13 protein-coding genes are annotated in these 19,851 nt (G+C 66.3%); 4 read left to right on the top strand and 9 right to left on the bottom strand.

Going from position 1 to position 19,851, the window contains the following annotated elements; genetic code table 11:
* Window position 1: 1 nt before the first annotated feature.
* The 7 genes from rpfG to AC5QAH_RS12175 form a co-directional block, all read right to left on the bottom strand.
* Window positions 2–1,141, bottom strand: a complete 1,140-nt coding sequence (gene rpfG, locus AC5QAH_RS12205; protein ID WP_159360096.1) for a cyclic di-GMP phosphodiesterase response regulator RpfG — start codon at window positions 1,139–1,141, stop codon at window positions 2–4.
* A gap of 205 nt (window positions 1,142–1,346) precedes the next feature.
* Complete coding sequence (lysS, locus tag AC5QAH_RS12200) at window positions 1,347–2,858, bottom strand: lysine--tRNA ligase (RefSeq protein WP_010482504.1); 1,512 nt, start codon at window positions 2,856–2,858, stop codon at window positions 1,347–1,349.
* Window positions 2,859–3,022: 164 nt separating this feature from the next.
* Entirely contained in the window at window positions 3,023–4,663 is a 1,641-nt protein-coding gene (locus AC5QAH_RS12195) for an acetolactate synthase large subunit (protein WP_043398967.1), read from the bottom strand.
* A gap of 63 nt (window positions 4,664–4,726) precedes the next feature.
* Window positions 4,727–6,112 (bottom strand): NAD-dependent succinate-semialdehyde dehydrogenase, encoded by a 1,386-nt coding sequence (locus AC5QAH_RS12190; protein WP_049453527.1) that lies wholly within the window; start codon window positions 6,110–6,112, stop codon window positions 4,727–4,729.
* Window positions 6,113–6,663: 551 nt separating this feature from the next.
* Window positions 6,664–7,446, bottom strand: a complete 783-nt coding sequence (locus tag AC5QAH_RS12185) for a helix-turn-helix transcriptional regulator (protein ID WP_008267447.1) — start codon at window positions 7,444–7,446, stop codon at window positions 6,664–6,666.
* Between the two features lie 153 nt (window positions 7,447–7,599).
* A protein-coding gene (gene prfB / locus AC5QAH_RS12180) for a peptide chain release factor 2 (RefSeq protein WP_097048047.1) occupies window positions 7,600–8,725 on the bottom strand; the annotation gives its coding sequence in 2 pieces (ribosomal slippage) (window positions 7,600–8,649 and window positions 8,651–8,725; 1,125 coding nt in all).
* A gap of 70 nt (window positions 8,726–8,795) precedes the next feature.
* Window positions 8,796–9,656, bottom strand: coding sequence for a LytTR family DNA-binding domain-containing protein (locus AC5QAH_RS12175; protein ID WP_495232364.1), 861 nt, complete (start codon window positions 9,654–9,656; stop codon window positions 8,796–8,798).
* 175 nt (window positions 9,657–9,831) lie between these two features.
* Between AC5QAH_RS12175 and AC5QAH_RS12170 the strand changes: the two genes are divergently transcribed.
* The gene (locus AC5QAH_RS12170; RefSeq protein WP_053442953.1) at window positions 9,832–11,031 is read left to right on the top strand and encodes an acyltransferase family protein; all 1,200 of its coding nucleotides are present in this window, start codon (window positions 9,832–9,834) and stop codon (window positions 11,029–11,031) included.
* 102 nt (window positions 11,032–11,133) lie between these two features.
* On the opposite strand, the gene AC5QAH_RS12165 is transcribed toward AC5QAH_RS12170, so the two are convergent.
* A complete protein-coding gene (locus AC5QAH_RS12165) occupies window positions 11,134–14,046 on the bottom strand; it encodes a DUF2135 domain-containing protein (protein WP_495232363.1) in 2,913 nt (970 codons plus the stop codon).
* A gap of 133 nt (window positions 14,047–14,179) precedes the next feature.
* Between AC5QAH_RS12165 and AC5QAH_RS12160 the strand changes: the two genes are divergently transcribed.
* Window positions 14,180–15,238 (top strand): DUF1176 domain-containing protein, encoded by a 1,059-nt coding sequence (locus AC5QAH_RS12160; RefSeq protein WP_126559851.1) that lies wholly within the window; start codon window positions 14,180–14,182, stop codon window positions 15,236–15,238.
* 475 nt (window positions 15,239–15,713) lie between these two features.
* The gene (locus AC5QAH_RS12155) at window positions 15,714–16,796 is read left to right on the top strand and encodes a DUF1176 domain-containing protein (protein ID WP_231298794.1); all 1,083 of its coding nucleotides are present in this window, start codon (window positions 15,714–15,716) and stop codon (window positions 16,794–16,796) included.
* 96 nt (window positions 16,797–16,892) lie between these two features.
* On the opposite strand, the gene recJ is transcribed toward AC5QAH_RS12155, so the two are convergent.
* Window positions 16,893–18,650, bottom strand: coding sequence for a single-stranded-DNA-specific exonuclease RecJ (recJ, locus tag AC5QAH_RS12150; RefSeq protein WP_413409717.1), 1,758 nt, complete (start codon window positions 18,648–18,650; stop codon window positions 16,893–16,895).
* A gap of 121 nt (window positions 18,651–18,771) precedes the next feature.
* Between recJ and AC5QAH_RS12145 the strand changes: the two genes are divergently transcribed.
* Window positions 18,772–19,815 carry a DUF1176 domain-containing protein gene (locus AC5QAH_RS12145; protein WP_413409719.1) on the top strand — a complete coding sequence of 348 codons (1,044 nt, stop codon included), beginning with the start codon at window positions 18,772–18,774 and terminating at the stop codon, window positions 19,813–19,815.
* The last annotated feature ends 36 nt before the right edge of the window (window positions 19,816–19,851 follow it).

Here is a 19,851-nt window from a genome sequence, read left to right as displayed (position 1 = left end):
GTCACCCACCCGGTCGCGTCGATGCCGTCGAGTGCTGGGCGCAGATATCCATCAACTGCTGGCGACCGCGCATCAGCGCATCCACGCAGCGCGGGTCGAACAGTCGGCCACGCTGGGCGTACAGATAAGCCAGTGTGGCTTCCATGGTCCATGCTTCCTTGTACGGACGGGGTGAGATGAGTGCGTCGAAGACATCGGCCACGGCGACGATGCGCGCTTCCAGCGGAATCGCCTCACCGACCAGCCCATCCGGGTAGCCGCTGCCGTCGTATCGTTCGTGGTGGCGCAGCGCGATCAATGCGCCGACCTGGATGAAGCGGTTCTGGCTGCCGCTGAGCAGTTCATGGCCGATGCGCGGGTGCCGGCGCATGATCGCCAGCTCCTCGTCGTTGAGCTTGCCCTGCTTGAGCAGCACGGCATCGGGAATGGCGATCTTGCCCATGTCATGCAGCGGCGCCGCCATCTCGATCAGGCGCACGTCGTCTTCGGGCAGGCCCAGCTGCTCGGCGATCAGCCCTGCCACACGCGCCATGCGCTCGAGGTAGGCACTGGTGCCGGCATCACGGAACTCGATCGCCCGCGCCAATCGCGACAGGGTCTCGCGTTCGCGTTCCTCGACCTCGTGCATGCTCGCCAGCAAGCGCTGTTCCAGCGACAACGCGCGTTGCTTCACGTTCTCGGTCTGCTGGCGCAGCTGCAGCAGGTTGTAGCAGCGCGCGCGCAGTTCGCGCGGGCGGATCGGCTTGACCAGGAAATCGATGACCCCCGCTTCCAGCGCCGCCTGACGAATCGGCTCGTCGCCGACCACGGTGATCAGGATCACCGGAATGTCGCGATGCTTGGGCAGGCGGCGGAAACGGCGGGCGAACTCCAGCCCGTCCATCTCCGGCATGCGGTAATCGAGCAGCAGCAGGTCGACCGGATGCGCCTCGCACCAGGCCAATGCGGTCAGCGGATCACCGAAGTCATACACGCTCAGTTCGGGCGCGATGTCCTCGATGACGTGACGCAGCATCGTCCGGGCGGACGTCTGGTCGTCAACAATGACGATGTTCAACGCGTACTCTGCCTGGTTTCTCGACCATGCTGGATCATCAGCAGGCGAGGATACCCTGCCGCTGCGAACGCTCGCACCCTGCATCGGCCTGACTCCCGTGTCATGCGTCCCGGTTCATGATCGTCATCACATTGTGAAGCGGACTCTCCACAATGCGTACTCCCCCTGGCGCCGATCAAGCCATAACAGACGTCAAGGTAGTGCATTAACGATACGCCGAGTGCGGGAGGCGTCAATCGCGCCGTCTCATTTCGCGACGGCGCGCACAAACAGGAGTCAAAAAGACGACTTACTGCTCCGGACGCATGTACGGGAATAGCAGCACGTCCCGGATCGAGCTGCTGCCGGTCAGCAGCATCACCAGGCGATCAACGCCGATGCCGAGGCCGCCGGTCGGGGCCATGCCGTACTCCAACGCACGGATGTAGTCGGCGTCGTAGTGCATGGCCTCGTCGTCGCCACCCTCCTTCGCCGCCACCTGGGCCTGGAAGCGCTGGGCCTGGTCTTCCGGGTCGTTCAACTCGGAGAAGCCGTTGGCCAGCTCCTTGCCGTTGACGAACAGCTCGAAGCGGTCGGTGTAGCCCGGATCGTTGTCGTTGGCGCGGGCCAGCGGCGAGACTTCCACCGGGTGGTCGGTGATGAAGGTCGGCTGGATCAGCGTGTGCTCGACAGTGGCCTCGAAGATCTCCAGCAGCAGCTTGCCCCAGCCGTAGGACGGCTTGACGCGGATCTTCAAGCGCTCGCAATGGCGCAGCAGCGCGTCGCGATCGGTGCAGTCGGCCGCGGAGATTTCCGGGTTGTGGTGACGCACCGCCTCGTCCATGCGCCAGCGGCGGAACGCCGGGCCCAGGTCGATCTTCGCACCATCCCACTCCACCTCGGTGCCGCCGTTGACCGCCTTGGCCACGTCACGGATGACGCCTTCGGTCAGGTCCATGATCTCGTTGTACGTGGCATAGGCCTCGTACAGCTCCATCATGGTGAATTCCGGGTTGTGGCGGGTGCTGACGCCTTCGTTGCGGAAGTTGCGGTTGATCTCGTACACGCGCTCCAGGCCACCCACGGTCAGGCGCTTGAGGTACAGCTCCGGCGCCACGCGCAGGTACAGGTCCAGGTCCAGCGCGTTATGGTGGGTGGTGAACGGCTTGGCCGCCGCGCCGCCGGGGATGTAATGCATCATCGGCGTCTCGACTTCCAGGAAGTCGCGGTTGTCCAGCCACGCGCGCATGGCGCGGATGATCTTCGAGCGCTTGATGAAGACCGCGCGCGATTCCGGGGTCACGATCAGGTCGACGTAACGCTGGCGATAGCGCTGCTCGACGTCGGCCAGGCCATGCCACTTGTCCGGCAGCGGGCGCAGCGACTTGGTCAGCAGGCGGATCGATTCGGCCTTGACCGACAGCTCGCCGGTCTTGGTACGGGTCAGGCCGCCTTCGACGGCGATGATGTCGCCCACGTCCCAGCCCTTGAAGGCGGTATAGGCATCGCCCAGCACCGTGCCCTGCAGGAACAGCTGGATGCGACCGGACTCGTCCTGGATCTGCGCGAAACTGGCCTTGCCCATGATGCGCTTGGCCATCAGGCGGCCGGCCATCTTCACCTGGCGGCCGTTACCTTCCAGGGCCTCGGCGGTCCACTGTTCGGCATCGGCGAACTCTTCCTGCAGGCGGCCGGCGAAGTCCTCGCGACGGAAGTCGTTCGGGTACGCGATGCCCTGCCCACGCAGCGCTTTGAGTTTCTCACGGCGCTCGGCAATCAACTTGTTTTCGTCGACGGGGGGGGTATCGGTAGCTTCGCTCATGGATCTGCGGGAATCGTGTAGTGAGGGGGGATGCTGCGCCGGCAAAGCCGGTTGGACAGCATACCAAAACCGCCCCGCCCCGGCCCCGGCAGCGCCCGGTAGCGCCGGGCCATGCCCGGCGGTCGGTCGGCGCACGAATCCGCCGGGCGTGGCCCGGCGCTACCTCAGCCGTTCCCCGGGAAGGCCTGCCGCAGCTCGTCCACCAGCACCCGCTGGTTTTCCGAGTAATCCACCGGCACCGATACCAGGTGCACCCCGCCCTCGTTGAACGCCGCCTCCAGTGTCGGGATGAACTGCTCGATGGCGGTCACCTCATGCCCCTTGCAGCCATAGGCCTGCGCGTACTTCACGAAATCGGGGTTGCTGAAGGTCATGCCGTAGTCGGTGAAGCCATCCACCGCCTGCTTCCAGCGGATCATGCCGTAGGCCCCATCGTTGAGGATCAGCACCACCAGGTTCAGGCCCAGCCGTCGGGCGGTCTCCAGCTCCTGGCTGTTCATCATGAAGCCGCCATCGCCACATACCGCCAGCACCCGGCGCTGCGGATACAGGATCGAAGCCATGATCGCCGACGGCAGACCCGCACCCATGGTCGCCAGCGCGTTGTCCAGCAGCAGCGTGTTGGCCACCTGGGTGCGGTAGTTACGCGCAAACCAGATCTTGTACATGCCGTTGTCCAGCGCCACGATGCCGTCCGGCGGCATCACCTGGCGCACGTCATGCACCAGCCGCTGAGGCGTGAAGCCGTCCTCCTCGGCACGGGCGGCCAGGTGCTCCAGGATGGTCGCGCGCAACGGCAGCAGCGCATCGGCGTTCGGCACCGCGCCTTCGATGCGGTCGGCCAGCTGGGTCAGCGAGCGGCCGATATCGCCGATCACTTCCACCTGCGGGAAGTACACCTGCTCCACCGCCGCCTGCGAATAGCCGATATGGATCACGGTCGGCCCACCCGGACGCATCACGAACGGCGGCTTCTCGGTCACCTCGTGGCCGATGGTCACGATCACATCGGCCTGGTCGATGGCCATGTGCACGTAGTCGCGCTCGGTCAGCGCGGCCGTGCCCATGTACAGGCCCGAGCCGCCAGCCACCGCGCCCTTGCCCATCTGCGTGGTGAAAAACGGGATGCCGGCACGCAGCACGAACGCCGACAGCGCCTCGCTGGACTGCGGCCGCGACGCCGCCGAAGCGATCATCAGCAACGGTCGCTTGGCATTGCGGATGATCTCCGCCGCACGGTCCAGTGCTTCCGGACTGGCGATGGGACGATCCACCGCGTGCGGCGGAATCAGCGCCACGTCCCCGACCTCATCGGCCGCGATGTCTTCGGGCAGCTCCAGCAGCACCGGGCCCGGGCGCTCTTCCAGCGCGGTGCGGAATGCCTCGCGCACGATCGTCGGGATGGTGCGCGCCGAGACGATCTGCCGCGCCTGCTTGGTCAGTGGCTTCATCGTGCTGACGATGTCGACGATCTGGAAGCGTGCCTGCTTGCTGGCCACGATGCCCTTCTGGCCAGTGATCATGATGACCGGCCACGCACCCAGCAGCGCGTAGGCGGCGCCGGTGGTGAAGTTCAGCGCGCCCGGCCCCAGCGTGGCCAGGCACACCCCGGGCTTGCCGGTCAGGCGGCCATAGGTGGCCGCCATGAATACCGCTGCCTGCTCGTGGCGGGTGATGACCAGCTCGATGCTGGAATGGCGCAGCGACTCGACCACGTCGAGATTCTCTTCGCCGGGGATACCGAAAATGCGCTCGACGCCTTCGTTCTCAAGTGCGGCGACAAGCAGATCTGAACCCTTGGACATTGGAATGCCGTCCTTTTCGCTGGACTGATGATGGATCGTTGCAGGAAGGATGGAAGCTGCGCGTCAACGCTTGTCGAACCAGACCGTCTGCGCGTTGACGAACTCGCGAATGCCGAAGTGGGAGAGCTCGCGGCCGAAGCCGCTCTTCTTCACGCCCCCGATCGGCACGCGCGGGTCCGAAGCAGAGAATCCGTTGACGAACACGCCGCCGGTCTGCAGCCGGCGCGCAAGCTGCATCGCACGGGCACGGTCGCCGGTCCACAGGTTGCCGCTGAGACCGAACTCGCTCTGGTTGGCCAGCTCCACCGCATGGTCGGCATCACGAGCGCGGCTGATCGAGGCCACCGGACCGAAGGTCTCGGTATCGAAGGCCTGCATGCCCGGCTCCACGTCGGCCAGCACGGTGGGTGCGTAGAACGCGCCCGGGCGATCCAGCTGATGGCCACCGACCAGCAGCTTCGCGCCCGCGTCCACCGAGGCGCGTACCTGCGCATCCAGCTGTTCCAGCAGGTCCTGGCGTGCCATCGGACCAATGCGATTACCCGCTTCACGACCATCGCCGATGGTCAGCGCCTGCACCTTCTGGCAGAACTGCGCCACGAAACGGTCGTATACCGCGTCTTCAACGATGATGCGCTTGCCGGCGATGCAGACCTGCCCGGTGTTCTGGAAGCGTGAGGCCACCGCCGCATCGACGGCAGCGTCCAGATCGGCGTCGGCCAGCACGATGAACGGGTCCGAGCCGCCCAGTTCCAGCACCACCTTCTTCAGCGCCTGCCCGGCCTGGGCAGCAATGCTGCGGCCGGCGGCCACACTGCCGGTCAGGGTCACCGCCGCGATGCGGTCATCGGCGATCGCGCGGCTGGTGCCGTCGCGGCTGATGTTGGCGGCGATGAAGGTGCCTTCCGGCAACCCAGCGTCGCGCCAGGCGGCATCGAGCAGCTGCGCGGTACCGACGATGTTCTCGGCCGGCTTCAGCAGGAAGCCGTTGCCGCCCATCAGGATCGGCACCGCCGCGCGCATCACCTGCCAGTACGGGAAGTTCCACGGCATGATGCCCAGCACCACGCCCAGCGGCAGGTAGGACACGTAAGCCTTGTCGTCAGGCACCTGGGTCGGCTCGTCGCGCAGGAACTGCGCACCGTGGTCGGCATACCAGTCGCACAGCACGGCGCACTTCTCGATTTCGGCCAGGGATTCGGCCTGGACCTTGCCCATTTCGGCAGTAGCCAGCGCAGCCAGCTTTTCACGGTCGCGGCGCAGTACCGCGGCCATCGCACGCAATACGTCTGCACGCTGTTCGAGGCTCCTCGTGCTCCAGGCGGCGAAGCCAACCTGGCCGCGATCGAGGATGGCGTCCAGTTCGGCGTCGGTAGCGAAGGGGTGGCTGGCGATCTGCTGGCCGGTGGCCGGATCGCGGGAAATGGCTGTACTGAGGGCAGCGGACATGCAGGTCTCCTGGTGTCTCGACAACGGGCGGTGGCCCGTCTCCTGCACAGGAATGTGGACCCGATTGGCGGAGGCAACAAGGCGTCTGCTTATCCTGTGACCTGCACTTACCTGTCTGAATGGGGATAGGTGCCGGCAGGGCTGCGCCCTGCACCCGCAGAGGCCAGGGCAACGTCAAGGTCAAAGGCCTGCATTCCGTGGGATGGCGGGGTGGGTCCGCGATCTGTCGGAAATACTTTTGGGGTCAGATCCGTTTTCCTGTGGAAAACGGATCTGACCCCCGGAATTTCATTCGATATCTGACAGATGTGTCGACCAAGGTCGACACCTACCTACAACCACGTGAACCTGTCGAAGGTGGGGCGGTGTCGGAGTGCGGGGTGTCAGCCGCATGGATGCGGCTGCCAAGCCCCCAGGGACGGGTTTACGGCGTCCCCGCACTCCGACACCGCCCCGCCATCCCACGGAATGCCCGCTGTTGCTGTTGCTGTTGCAGTTGCTGTCGCTTCGGCCTCTGCTGGTGCAGGGCTGCAAGCCCTGCCGAACACCCCCTACTTCCGCGGCAGGTAGGTCACCAGGGACAGATCGTGCCGGCTCTCCGGCACCAGCGCCACGTACTGCAGGTCCAGCAACCCGCGCGTGGGATGGTTCAACTTCTTCGCACCTTCATCGAACCGCCGCACGTCGTGCTCCGGCCACCACTGACGGAATTCCTCGCTATGCGCGGCAATGTCCTCCACCAGCGCCAGGAACGGCGCCTTGTCCGGCGCCTGCGCCATCGCCGCACGGAAACCTGCCAGCAGGCCGCGGGTCATTTCTTCCCAGTTGAGGATCAGCGTGCGGTACGGCGGGTACAGAAACATCAGCCGCAGCGTGTTGCGTTCATGCGGTGCCAGCTGGCTGTAGTCCACGAACAGCTCAGCGATGGCCGGGTTCCAGGCCAGGATGTCGAAGCGGGTATTGCGCACATACGCAGGGATCGGCTGCATCGCCTCCACCAGCTGGCGCAGGCCATCGGTCACGCTTTCGTCCGGTGATTCCAGTGGCACGCCATAGCCGGACAACGCGAACGCATAGGCGCGTTCGTCGTCGCTCATGCGCAGCACCTGCGCCAGGCGCTCAAGCACCTCGGGCGAGGCACGCACTTCGCGGCCCTGCTCGATCCAGGTGTACCAGCTGACGCTTACGCCGATGGCCAGCGCCACTTCCTCGCGCTTCAGGCCCGGGGTGCGCCGGCGCCCGGCCGGAAGGCCGAGCGTGGCGGGATCGACACGGGCGCGGCAGGCCTTGAGGAAGCCGCCCAGTTCCTTGCGTTCACTTTCGCTGCGCATCATCGCTACCGCCGTGCCCGTTGTAGCGTCGAGCCATGCTCGACGCATCTGCTACCCCGCGAAATGCAGCTGAGCATGGCTAAGCTCTACAGGACGCGTGATCGACCACCCTCGGCGTTGCGCACGAGGGTGACGATATCCGCGCAGGCGCGCCGATCAGGCATCGACGCGCTTGGAGCCCACAGCCAGGCCGGCCTTCAGGCTGGCCTCGACGAACTCGTCCAGGTCGCCATCCAGCACCTTCTGCGTATCTGAACGCTCGATGCCGGTGCGCAGGTCCTTGATGCGGCTCTGGTCCAGCACGTAGTTGCGGATCTGGCTGCCCCAGCCGATGTCGGACTTGGTGGCTTCCACCGCGTCCTTCTCGGCGTTGCGCTTCTGGATCTCCAGCTCGTACAGCTTGGCGGCCAGCATCTTCATCGCGTTGTCGCGGTTCTGGTGCTGGCTGCGGCCGGTCTGGCAGGCCACAACGATGTTGGTCGGGATGTGGGTGATACGCACTGCCGACTCGGTCTTGTTCACGTGCTGGCCACCAGCACCGGACGAACGGTACACGTCGGTACGCAGGTCGGCCGGGTTGATGGTGATGTCGATGTTGTCATCGATTTCCGGCGACACGAACACCGAGGTGAAGCTGGTGTGGCGGCGGTTGTCCGAGTCGAACGGCGACTTGCGCACCAGGCGGTGCACGCCGGTCTCGGTCTTCAGCCAGCCATAGGCGTAGTCGCCTTCCACGCGCAGGGTGGCCGACTTGATGCCGGCGACGTCGCCACCGGAGACTTCCATCAGCTCGGTCTTCCAGCCGCGCGATTCACACCAGCGCAGGTACATGCGCAGCAGGATCTCGGCCCAGTCCTGGGCTTCGGTGCCACCGGCACCGGCCTGGATGTCGACGAATGCGGCAGCATTGTCCATCTCGCCGGAGAACATGCGCTGGAATTCCAGCTTCTCGACGTGCGACTGGTGCTTGTCCAGGTCGGCGACCACGGCCAGCGCGGTGTCCTCGTCCTGCTCGGACTCGGCCAGCTCAAGCAGTTCGGTGGCATCAGCCAGGCCGTCGAGCACCGAGGCGATGCCGCCCACGGTCTTTTCCAGGCTGGAGCGCTCGCGGCCCAGATTCTGGGCGTACTCGGCGTTGTTCCAGACGTCGGGGCTTTCCAGCTCCCGCGTTACTTCTTCAAGACGCTCTTTCTTGGCGTCGTAGTCAAAGATACCCCCGAAGCGACAGCACGCGATCGGTCAGATCGGTGATGCGCTGGCGGACAGGATTCAGTTCGATCATGTCGGCGGTTATGCATTCAAAAGATGACTGGTAATGATACCGCAGGCCGGGGATGCCCGGAATGAGGGCCTCATCCGGCCCCCAACGCCTGCCGGAGCAGCGGCAGCTGGCGCCGGCTGCAGGGCACCTTGGCCCCGTCGGCCATATGCAGCAGGGCCTCGCCCCCCTCCAGCGGCTCGATCGAGCGCAGCTGGCCCCGGTTGATCAGCCAGCTGCGGTGCGGGCGCAGGAACTCGCTCGGGTCCAGCCGCTGCTCCAGCACCGCCATGGTGATCCGCAGCGGGTAGTCGTGGCCGCGTACCCGCAGGTTCACATAGTTCCCTGCGGCCTGGGCGTACTCCACGTCCGCCGTGGCGACCAGGAACTCCTTGCCCAGCTTGCGCACCAGGAAGTGCTGGGGGCGCTCGACCGGCTCCACCGGCGGGCCGACGTCCGGCTCGGCCAGCAGGCTCGCCTCGCCCTGCCTGCGCCGGCCGAACCAGCTGGCAAAGTGCTCCAGTGCCACGAATATCGCAAACGTGCGTACATCCTTCAGGTATTCGTAGGCAAAACGCTCCAGCCATCCCGCATCGTCCTGGTAGCGGTAGCCCAGCGATACATAGGCCAGGTGCCGAAGCAGCATCATCCCCACCACGTGCAGCAGCGACCAGCCTACGCTGGCCAGCAGATACACCGGCAACCGCTGCTTCCATGTATCGGCATGCAGCGGCCAGCGCTCGCAGCCCCACCACAGCAACGGCAGGGTCAGCAGGATCAGGGCGAGGCTGCTGAACTCCCAGATCATCGGTTCCCACAGGCCGAGATCGGCGCCGCGGCGACTGGCGTCCATCACTTCCACCAGCGCATTGGTCACTGCTGAAGCCGACAGGATCGTCGCCCATACCAGCAGGCGCGTTGAAGTACGCCAGCGCGATGGTCGGCCCTGGGTCATTGCTGCATCCATGTTGTTGCGGTGCTCCAGCCTGCCTCAAGGGACCAAAGGTAGCCGCTCCATTGGTCCCGCCACCCCCGCCATTGGTCACTGCGCGGGTTCCGGCGGCCCCTTGGCAGTGGCTGCACAGGCCGGACGGCGTCACGTTGGCTCGACCTTCCGGCACACCTCCACCATGACCCGACGCCACGACATCGACGCCCTGCGCGTGTTCGCCTTCGCCCTGCTGATCCTCTACCACACCGCCATGGCCTATGTGGACGACTGGGGCTTCCACCTCAAGAGCGTGCATACCGCCGAATGGCTGCAGTGGCCGATGCTGTTCGTCAACCGCTGGCGGATGTCGCTGCTGTTCCTGATTTCAGGCATCGCCATCGCGCTGATGCGGCCGGAAGGCAGGCTGCTGCGCTTTGCCGGCCTGCGCACGTGGCGGCTGCTGCTGCCCCTGCTGTTCGGCATGTTCGTGATCGTGCCGATCCAGCCCTACTGCGAGGGCGTGGCCAACGGTCATGTTGCGCCCGGCTTCGGGCATTTCCTGCTGCGCTACTGGCAGGTGCGGCCGTGGCCGGAAGGCAGTTTCGCCGGCTGGCAATACGGCATCACCTGGAACCACCTGTGGTACCTGGCCTATCTGTGGAACTACACGCTGGCCCTGGCCCTGCTGATGCCATTGCTGGGAACGGCCGTGGTGCGCCATGCGATCGCGTTCTGCGCCGCCTCGCCGATACTGCTGATCGGAATTCCGTCTGCGCTGCTGCTGGCCTGGGTGATCTGGCTGGAGCCGGTCTATCCGTCCACCAATGCCCTGCTTGGCGACTGGTATCAGCACGCGAAGTACGCGACAGTGTTCCTGGCCGGCTACCTGCTCGGTCGTGAGCCGCTGTTCTGGCAACGCGTGGTCTCCCTGCGCCGCACTACGCTGTGGCTGGCGCTGGCGGCGGTCGGCTGGTATCTGGGGTTGCGCATCCTCGGCCAGGTGCTGCCGGTTGACTCCTCGCTGCGGCAATGGCCTGAAACGTTCTGGGACCTGCAGGGCAGGACCAGCCAGTCGGTGTACGTCTGGACCGCGCTGCTGGCCATCCTCGGCTGGGGCAAGGTCTTCCTCGACCGCCCGTTCGGCTGGCTACCGTACTGCACCGAGGCCATCTATCCCTGGTACATGCTGCACCAGAGCCTGATCATCGTGCTGTTGTTCTGGCTCAAGCCATTGCAACTGGGTCCTTGGCTGGAGCCGTCGCTACTGCTGGGCGGCACCGTCGGCGGCTGCCTGCTGATCCACGAACTGCTGATCCGGCGCTCCCGCTGGCTGCGGCCCCTGTTCGGCCTGCGCGCCAATCCGCCAGCATCGCCGGTTGCACACGCTGCGCAGTTGTAGAGCCGAGTCCACGCTCGGCTGCTTCTGCCATGAGCCGAGCATGGGCTCGGCTCTACACCAACGTGGTCGAGCGCGCTCGACTCCATACGGGCGTGCGAGCGGTCAACGCACCTCGAACTCGCCCACCAGCACGGTTTCGGCGCGGTCCTTCAACCGCATCGTGACCATCTGGTCCTTCTGCTTCGACGTGCCCCAGTGGGTGGTCAGGCGCAGCATCAGCGTCGTCGCCCCGGTCACCAGCTGCTGGCGGCTGCCGAAGTAGTTCGCCTCCACCTTGTACTTGCCCGGCTTGGCGTTGCGTAGCGAGAACTGCTCGGGACCATAGCCGCCGGTGAAGTCCTGCGACATCTGCCCGCCCTGGTAGGTCAGGCGGTTGCCGTAGTAGGCGCGCTCGCCGTTCGGGTCGGTCACCCACAGGTCCATGTCGCTGTTGTCGGCATCCCACGACAGCACCACCCGCAGGTCCAGCGGCATCGCCTGCAGCAGGCGCGGGTCGATGCTGGTGGTATCCAGCCGGGGCGTGCTGCGGGCCACCAGGTTGGTCAGTTCATCCAAGGCGATCAGGGCGATGCCATCGAAGCGGCTGTCCCACGGCCGCACCACCACCTGGTACAGCGGCGCCAGCGCCTGCTGCGGCTTGCCGGCCGCCGCCAGTGCCAGGCCGAGGTCGCGGAAGCTCTGCGGCTCTTCCTGGCCCATGGCCAGCACCTGCTCGAACACCGGCACCGCCAGCGCGGGGGCATCGGCCTGCATCAGCCGATAGCCGAGCACGCGCAGCAGGTGGCGATTGTCCAGGTCCATCTCGGCCAGGTTCGACAACACGCGCAGTGCCAGGTCGCGCTGACCCTGCGCCAGCAGCAGGTCGGCCACGTCGAGGAAGAATGCGCTGCTGTCGGCATGGGCATCGCGCTCGGCCAGGTAGCGGTCATACAGTTGCGACGCCGGGCCCTGGCGCAGGCGCCGGGCGATGGTCGAGTCCGGCTGCCAGGCCGCCAGCTGGATGCCGAGCTCGCCCTCGTTGGCGGCAGCGGTCGCAGCGACACGGCCACCCGTGACCGTGATTGAATCCAGGGCCTTGTTGGATGCAGGCGCCGAGCGACGTGCACGCGCGCTGCTGGCTTCCATGCGCTGCTCGGCGGCGGCCATCGGTGCCGGGGCGGGCGGTGCCGCAGGGGCCGGCGCGGCGAGCGTCGCCACCGGCGCCGATTCCATCGCGTAGTCCGCGGAGGCCACTTCCAGTGCCCCGCCCTTCGGCTGCGGCGGCATTCCCTTCGGCCAGCTGCGGTTCCACCATTGCTGGCGCTCCTTCCAGCGTGCAGCCACTTCATCCAGGCGCTCGCGATCCGCAGCGGCGCGATCCGCCACCTGCACGGCGAATCGTGCATCGTATTCGGTGCGGAGCGTGCCAGACGGACGGATCGCATAGCGCAGGTAGTCATCCAGGGTTTCCAGCACGATCAGCGAGGTATCCGGCCCCACCAGGCCAAACTGCTGGGACAGGCGCTGCATGGCCTCACGGTTGCTGCGGCGGTCGACGGCCAGTTGCTGCAGGCGCGCCTGCGCCCACAGGCCGGCCAGCAGTTCGCCGTCATCGCTTTTCTGCGTGGCCGGCAGCGCCTGCCATTCGCCGCCACCCACGCACACCCGCATCGGCACACCGTCGGCCGCTAGTCGTGCGTGCAGCCACAGCCAGCCCTGGGCTTCACTGCGACGATCGATCACCACGTCCTGCACGCCGCGCCCCGCATCGACCTGCACATCCAACGGCGACGACAGCAGCTCGCGCGCCGCTGCATCGACATCCTCACCCAGTGCAACAAAGCGGCCACCATGCGCTTCGCTCCAACCACGCAGTCGCACGGCATCGGTGCGCGCACCGGCGCTGCTGATCGCAAACAGGCGTTGATCCGCCACCATCGCCGGTAGCTGTTCCGGCCCATAGGTCAGCAGGCCATCGCTGACCAGCAGGTATTCCTTCACGCCCGGCTGCGGCTGCCACTGTGCCAGCGCGCTGGCACCGTCCGGGCGCACCGCCTGCAGTGCCGCGCGCAGCTCGCTCCAGTTGCCTGCGCGGATACGGAAGCGCCGTAGCGGTTCGGCGCGGTCGCGCAGCACGGTCAGTGCCACCGTGCCGTCACCCATTGCGGCGAAGTACCGATCCAGCAGGGCGAACTCACGCGTGCGGTCGCGCTGGCCCGCTGAGCCGGAGCCATCCCACAGCAACCCGACCTCGCTGGGCATCGCGCGTGGCGTGGGGCTGACCGGCACGGGCAGCTGCGCCAGCAGGTAGTGGCCGTCCTGCCAGGGCGCCACCTGGACTTGTGCCTGACGTGCTGCGGGCAGGCTCCACTGCAGCTGCGCCGGTAGCTGCGCGCCCTTGCCCTGCCAGTGCAGCTGGCCCGTGCTGATGCGGAACGGAGCCGCACCTGCGCTGGTCGTGGCAGGCGCCTGCAGCTTCAGTTCAACCGAGGCCGCACCGGCGGCGAACTGCAGCGGCAGCGTCCACTGCCAACCTTGTCCGGCGAAGGCCAACGGCTCACGAATCACCAGCTGCACGCGGCGGCTGCCGCCGGCCGGCAGCGGATAGATGCGCAGGCGGAACTGGTTGCCGGCGGTCTGTTCCAGCAGGCCCGGATCAACGCCACGGCGGGCAATCTCCTCGAACACCTGGCGGCCACGGTCCTTGGGCACCGGCACCGCGTCACGCAGCTCGCCGTTGATATCCAGCGCGAAGCCGCTGATCTGCTGACCGTCGCCCAGCGGGAACTGCAGCTCACCTTCCAGCACGCGCCGGTTCGGGTTATGGAATTCCAGGGTGATCCGGGTCTGGGCGATGCCCGCCTGGACTTCGCCCTCGATGCGGGCGTGTCGCAGTTGGACCGCCTGCTCGGCAGCCGGGGCGATCAGCAACGGGGTAGAGCCACTCGGCACGGGCGGACGCCGCGCCGACTGCGCCGACGCGGGCATGGCCATCAGGCCAAGCAGGAACAAGGTGCAGCAACGGGCGAAGACCATGACAGGACTCCAGTGGGATCGTGATTGTCTGAACGCACAAGGTGGATGAATGGGGTTGACCCGGTTCGATGCTGGTCCTCGACCCTGCCGACGCCCAGCCTATATGACCTCTCCTTCCAACCCGAGATTGCGCATGCGCGTCCTTTTTCCGTCTGTCTTGTCTGTCTTGCTCGCCCTGTCCTCTCCGTTAGTTGCTGCCGCCACCACGATGCCCGAGGGAGCCTACTTCCAGCATCACGATTGGGTCGTGGCCTGTGACAACACCCGTACCTGCCGTGCCGCCGGGTACGCCAGTGGCGAAAACAGCACCTTGAGCGTGTTGCTGACCCGCGATGGTGGCCCCCAGCAACCGGTTCGTGGCGAAATGTCGCTGCGGCCGATCGACGGCCAGCAGTCGCCCAAGGGTGCCCTGCACCTGCGTATCAAGCAGCGTGATCTGGGCATGCTGACGCCGGCCAAGGAGGAAGGCATGTACACGCTGAACCCGGCACAGACCACCGCTCTATTGTCGGCGCTGGTGCGCGATGGCGGCATCACGGTGATCGATGCTGGCGGCCATGCATGGCCGCTGTCGGACAAGGGCGCTGCAGCGGCGCTGCTGAAAGCCGATGACTTCCAGGGCCGCGTGGGCACGGTGGGCGCGCTGATGCGCAAGGGCCCGGCGGCCGAGAGCAGCGTGCCGGCGGCGCTGCCAAAGCCGGTGATACACAAGGCGTCGATGCAGTTCCCTCTGCCCGATAACCGGGCGTTCGCCAAGCTCGCAACCTCGCCTGCATTGCGTGCAGCACTGCGCGCGACCTTGAAGGAACCGAGCTGCGAAGGACTGCTCGATGCTGATCGGGACACCCCCCTCAAGAACCCGCCACTGGGAATCCAGCGCCTCGATGGGAGGCACCTGCTCGTCAGCGTGCGGTGCTGGGACGCGGCCTATAACACCGGCGATGGTTACTGGGTCATCCGTGAGCAAGCGCCTTATCGGGCAGCTTGGGTGACCAGTGACGCCACCTCCTACGGGAATGGCGAGATCATCGCTTCCCAATCTGATCGCTCCGAGCCCAGCTGCAGGTCCGAACAATCATGGACCTGGGATGGCACCCGCTTCGTTGCGACCTCAGCTACGGAAAGCGTCTTCTGCCGACATGCGCTGGACGGAACCTGGCAGTTGCCCATGCAGGTCACCGATGTGCAGTGAACGCTGAGAGCCTCGCGGCCACGAACGAGAATCATTGCGGGACTTCAGTGTGACTGCGTTGCTTGGGGGGGGTGATGCCGTTCGGCGCTGGGGATGACCTCTCGGCACAACAAGAGCGGCATTCCAACACAACGCAAGGTTGCCTACGACGACGGCCAGGTCATGCCCTCGCAGAAGGGCCGCAGCTTGGGGGGACTGCATCACGCTGGCCATCCTCCAGCGGACACTGCAGTTCGCGCTCCAGAACACGGTCTTTGGACTTCCGGAATTCAGGGACGATGCGCGCCTGGGAAGCGCCGACCTACACCGCGCTTGCGGTGCGAGATTGTCGCAACTGGACCGTTTACTCAGCGGCCGGAGAAATCAGCAGCGGGATAAAGCCCATCGGCGTAGGTAGACAACGCGCCGGCTGCGCCGACGCTGGCATCACCATCGAGCCGTGCACAGCTTTTCATTGCCTTTACCTGCAGTCACGATGCCTGCTGTCCCAAACCACCCAAAACTGCCGATGCGATTTGCTCGACGCGTATCCCTGCTGGTCTTGGCCTGGCCGCTGGCATCCGAAGCCATGCCCTCACCCAAACACCTGGAGTTTCACCATCTCGACTGGTTCGTGGCCTGTGACAACACGCGAACCTGCCGCGCAGTCGGCTACCCAGCCGACGAGGAAGGCACTCTGAGCGTACAGCTCACTCGCAAAGGCGGCCCTGGCCAGGCCATTCAGGGTCGACTTTCACTTCAGCCGGCAGAAAATCAGGCCCAACCCAAAGGCGCGCTACGTCTGCATATCCAGCAGCAGGATGTCGGGGTTCTTGCGCCCACCAAGGGCAAAGGCACGCACATCCTGAATGCCACGCAGACCAGCGCACTGTTGTCCGCACTGGTACGCGACGGCGGAATCAGTGTGACCGATGCTGCCGGCCACCGTTGGCCGCTGTCGGACAAGGGTGCCGCAGCGGTGCTGCTGAAAATCGATGAGCACCAGGGCCGCCTCGGCACTCCCGGGGCGGTGATGCGCAAGGGCAGCCTGCCTGAAACCCGCGTTCCCGCGGCACCGCCGATGCCGGTGGTGCGCAAGCCCACTACTCCGAACTCAAACCTGCACGACCCTGCATTGGCACGACTGGCCATCTCGCCGGCTCTGCGCTCAGCCCTGCTCACCACGCCCAACGCCGACGGCTGCGAAGGCCTGATGGACGCTGATGCCGATTCCCCACTAAGCAATTCCCCGCTGAAGGTCCACCGCTTGGACGCACAACATGTGCTTGTCAGTGTTCCCTGCTGGCGTGCCGCCTACAACTTCGGCGACGGCTACTGGATCGCCCGCACACGGGCACCCTTTCGGCCGCAACTGGTAACCGACGAAGCGACCGGCTACGACAACGGCCAGATCACAGCTTCAAAGCTGGGGCGCAGCCTCGGCGATTGCATATGGTCGGCAACCTGGACGTGGAACGGAACCGCCTTTGTCGCTACATCGGAAATGGCAGTCGGCCTATGCCGCGGCGTACCCGGCGACACCTGGGAACTGCCTAGACTGGTCAGCGAGATCCGCTGACCCGACAGGAAAAGGGGAACGGAGGGAACAAAATCGAACGTTGATGCATCCCGCCCGGCCATGCCCGGCGAGCGCGAAGCGCGGTGCCTCCGCCGCTCAGGCGGGCAGGCAGTGCTCGACGATCAGCTGGATCGCTGCGCCACCGCGGTAGTCATCACAGGCCAGGCGGTAGGCCAGGTGCACGTGACGGCTCGGCGCATTGCCGTGCCAGCCGCCGAAGTGGATGGCGTTGACCGTGCCCGGCAGGCCCGGCAGGCGCAGTTCCAGCTTCAGGTGGCGCTCCTTCAGCACGCGCCAGTTGGCCACCTCGAAATGACCATCGAACATCGGTTCCGGGAACCCCTGGCCCCAGGGACCGGCCAGACGCAGGGCGTCGGCATGGCGGTGGTCGAGTTCGTGCACGGCCAGTTCGCCATCGCTGAGCACGTGCTGCTGCAGCGCGGCCGGGTCAAGCACTTCCTGCACGATGGCAACGAAGGCGGCCTCGAACGCGGGCAGATGCTCCAGGCGCATGCTCAGGCCGGCGGCCATCGCGTGGCCACCGAAGCGCTCGACCAGGCCGGGATGACGCGCATCGACCAGCGCCAGTGCATCACGGATATGCAGGCCCGGGATGGAACGGGCCGAGCCGCGCAGGGTATCCGCACCCGGTTCGGCCGGCGCGAAGGCGATCACCGGGCGATGCAGGCGATCCTTCATCTTCGATGCAACCAGACCGACCACGCCCGGATGCCAGTCCGCGTCGAACAGGCAGGCAGCCACCGGGCGCTGGCCGGCCATGTCCAGCACCACACGGGTCAACGCCTGCTCGGCGTCGTCAGTCATCGACTGCTGCACGGCGCGCCGTTCCGAATTGATCTGCTCCAGCGTCTGCGCGATCTCGCGCGCCTGCCGTGGGTCTTCGGTCAGCAGCAGCGCGATGCCCAGCGCCATGTCTTCCAGCCGGCCCGCCGCGTTCAGGCGTGGGCCGAGTGCGAAGCCAATATCGGTGGCCGTCAGTCGCGTGGCGTCACGGCCACTGGCTTCGATCAGCGCACGCAGGCCGACACAACCCTGCCCTGCGCGCAGACGGCGCAGGCCCGCACTGACCAGCGCACGGTTGTTCGGATCCAGCGCCACCAGGTCGGCGACGGTGCCGACCGCCACCAGGTCCAGCAGCGTGGTCAGGTCAGGTCCCTTGCCATCGGCAAAGACACCGGCTTCGCGCATCTGCCGGCGCAGCGCCATCAGCACGTAGAAGATCACGCCGACGCCTGCCAGCGACTTGCTGGGGAAGGCGTCGCCGTCGAGATTGGGATCGACGATGACATCGGCCGGCGGCAACTGCGGACCGGGAAGATGGTGATCGGTGACCAGCACCTGCCAGCCACGCGCCTTGGCCGCGATGACACCGGCGTGGCAGGCAATGCCGTGGTCGACCGTGACCAGCAGGTCCGGCTGCAGCGCGGCCAGCTCCTCCACCAGCGACGGCGACAGGCCATAGCCATGCACCATGCGGTTCGGCACCGCGTGGAAGACGTGTTGCGCGCCGAGCATGCGCAGGCCGCGCACGCCGACCGCACAGGCGGTGGCGCCATCGCAGTCGAAATCGCCGACCACGAGGATGCGCTTGTCATTGGCGATGGCCTCGACCAGCAAGCCCACCGCATCGTCGATGCCGGTCAGCAGCTCGGGGGCGTGCAGATTGCCCAGTTTCGGCTGCGCGAGCTCCGGGGTATGCGCGCCGCGTGCAGCGTACAGGCGCGCCAGCAGCGGCAGCGTGCCCTCCGGCCAGCTGCCGGGTGCGACCGCATCACGGCGGCGGATCGTCGGCGTATCAGGGGATGAATGCACAGCATCGGCGGCAAGGGACATCGGCATCGCCGGGTGACGGAAGACCCGCGCATGATACCCGCTCGGCGTGCCCGGCTCTTCCCGGGCTTGGCGCAGGCGCGGCCATCGCCCATGCTTGTTCGCTTCTGAAACGGAATTCGCCATGTACCGCCCGCTGAGCGCACTGATTGTAGGCCTGCTGCTGCCGCTCGCCCCCGATGCCGGAAACACGACGGCCACACCCGGTATCGAGTTCGTGCACCACGACTGGTTCCTGGCCTGCGACAACACCGGCACCTGCCGTGCCGCGGGTTATGGCCCGGAGAGCGCCGACAGCCCCCTGGGACTGATGCTGGAACGTGCCGGCGGACCCGGCACGCCGGTGAAGGCGCGGCTGCGGGTGGGCGAGGATGGCCAAAGCGCAATGCCTGAGGGAGCGATGCGCCTGCATGTGAACGGCCGTGATCTGGGCCCGGTGCAGGACACCGGTGCCGACGAGGCCGTGACGCTGCGGCCCGCGCAGGTGGAAGCCCTGCTGGCGGCCCTGCCCGGCCAGGCCCGCATCGAGGTCATCGACAACAACGGCACCCGCTGGCCGATTTCCGACCGTGGGGCTGCCGCCGTACTGCTGAAAATGGACGAGGCACAAGGGCGGATCGGAACACCCGGCGCCCTGGTGCGGCGTGGCACGCATGCCGAAACGAGCGTGCCGGCTGCGCACGCCAAGCCGGTGATCGTGAGCGCGGCACTGGTGGCCCCACACCCTGGAGACAGCGAACTGGGAAGCAGCGAAGCGCTGCGCGACGCGCTGATCGCCACGCTCGGCGACAGTGACGACTGTCCGCGCATGATCGAGTACACGGGCACCCCGGAAATGGTGATCGAGCGGCTGGACGAGCACCACGTACTGGTGCAGGCGCTGTGCCAGATGGGCGCGTACAACTACAGCAATGGCTTCTGGATCGCGCGCGACCAGCCCCCGTTCGCCCCGCAGACGGTCACGATGGAAGCAGAGGGCTTTTCGCGCGTCGAACGCACGCTCTACGCGCGCTACAAGGGCCGCGGCATCGGCGACTGCGTTTCCGGTTCGGACTGGGTATGGGATGGCCACAGATTCCAGCCCAGCAGTGCGTTCAGTACCGGCCTGTGCCGTGGCATGCCGGGCGGGCACTGGATGCTGCCAACCCTGCTCAGCGAGGTGCGTTGAATGCATGCATCTTCACTGTTATGCACGCCGCTGCTG

The sequence above is a fragment of the Stenotrophomonas sp. YJH_SMC_43 genome, assembly GCF_059372535.1.
The sequence above is the reverse complement of the archived record's forward strand: the minus strand, read 5'-3'. Positions and strand labels throughout refer to the sequence as shown.

What these genes read in the sequence shown, in the direction of transcription:
- lysS (WP_010482504.1), bottom strand. Translation starts at nt 2,858, where the DNA reads ATGAGCGAAGCTACCGATACCCCCCCCGTCGACGAAAACAAGTTGATT.
- AC5QAH_RS12195 (WP_043398967.1), bottom strand. Translation starts at nt 4,663, where the DNA reads ATGTCCAAGGGTTCAGATCTGCTTGTCGCCGCACTTGAGAACGAAGGC.
- AC5QAH_RS12160 (WP_126559851.1), top strand. Translation starts at nt 14,180, where the DNA reads ATGCGCGTCCTTTTTCCGTCTGTCTTGTCTGTCTTGCTCGCCCTGTCC.
- AC5QAH_RS12175 (WP_495232364.1), bottom strand. Translation starts at nt 9,656, where the DNA reads ATGACCCAGGGCCGACCATCGCGCTGGCGTACTTCAACGCGCCTGCTG.
- AC5QAH_RS12145 (WP_413409719.1), top strand. Translation starts at nt 18,772, where the DNA reads ATGTACCGCCCGCTGAGCGCACTGATTGTAGGCCTGCTGCTGCCGCTC.
- AC5QAH_RS12185 (WP_008267447.1), bottom strand. Translation starts at nt 7,446, where the DNA reads ATGATGCGCAGCGAAAGTGAACGCAAGGAACTGGGCGGCTTCCTCAAG.
- AC5QAH_RS12170 (WP_053442953.1), top strand. Translation starts at nt 9,832, where the DNA reads ATGACCCGACGCCACGACATCGACGCCCTGCGCGTGTTCGCCTTCGCC.
- rpfG (WP_159360096.1), bottom strand. Translation starts at nt 1,141, where the DNA reads ATGCAGGGTGCGAGCGTTCGCAGCGGCAGGGTATCCTCGCCTGCTGAT.
- AC5QAH_RS12190 (WP_049453527.1), bottom strand. Translation starts at nt 6,112, where the DNA reads ATGTCCGCTGCCCTCAGTACAGCCATTTCCCGCGATCCGGCCACCGGC.
- AC5QAH_RS12165 (WP_495232363.1), bottom strand. Translation starts at nt 14,046, where the DNA reads ATGGTCTTCGCCCGTTGCTGCACCTTGTTCCTGCTTGGCCTGATGGCC.
- recJ (WP_413409717.1), bottom strand. Translation starts at nt 18,650, where the DNA reads ATGTCCCTTGCCGCCGATGCTGTGCATTCATCCCCTGATACGCCGACG.
- AC5QAH_RS12155 (WP_231298794.1), top strand. Translation starts at nt 15,714, where the DNA reads ATGCCTGCTGTCCCAAACCACCCAAAACTGCCGATGCGATTTGCTCGA.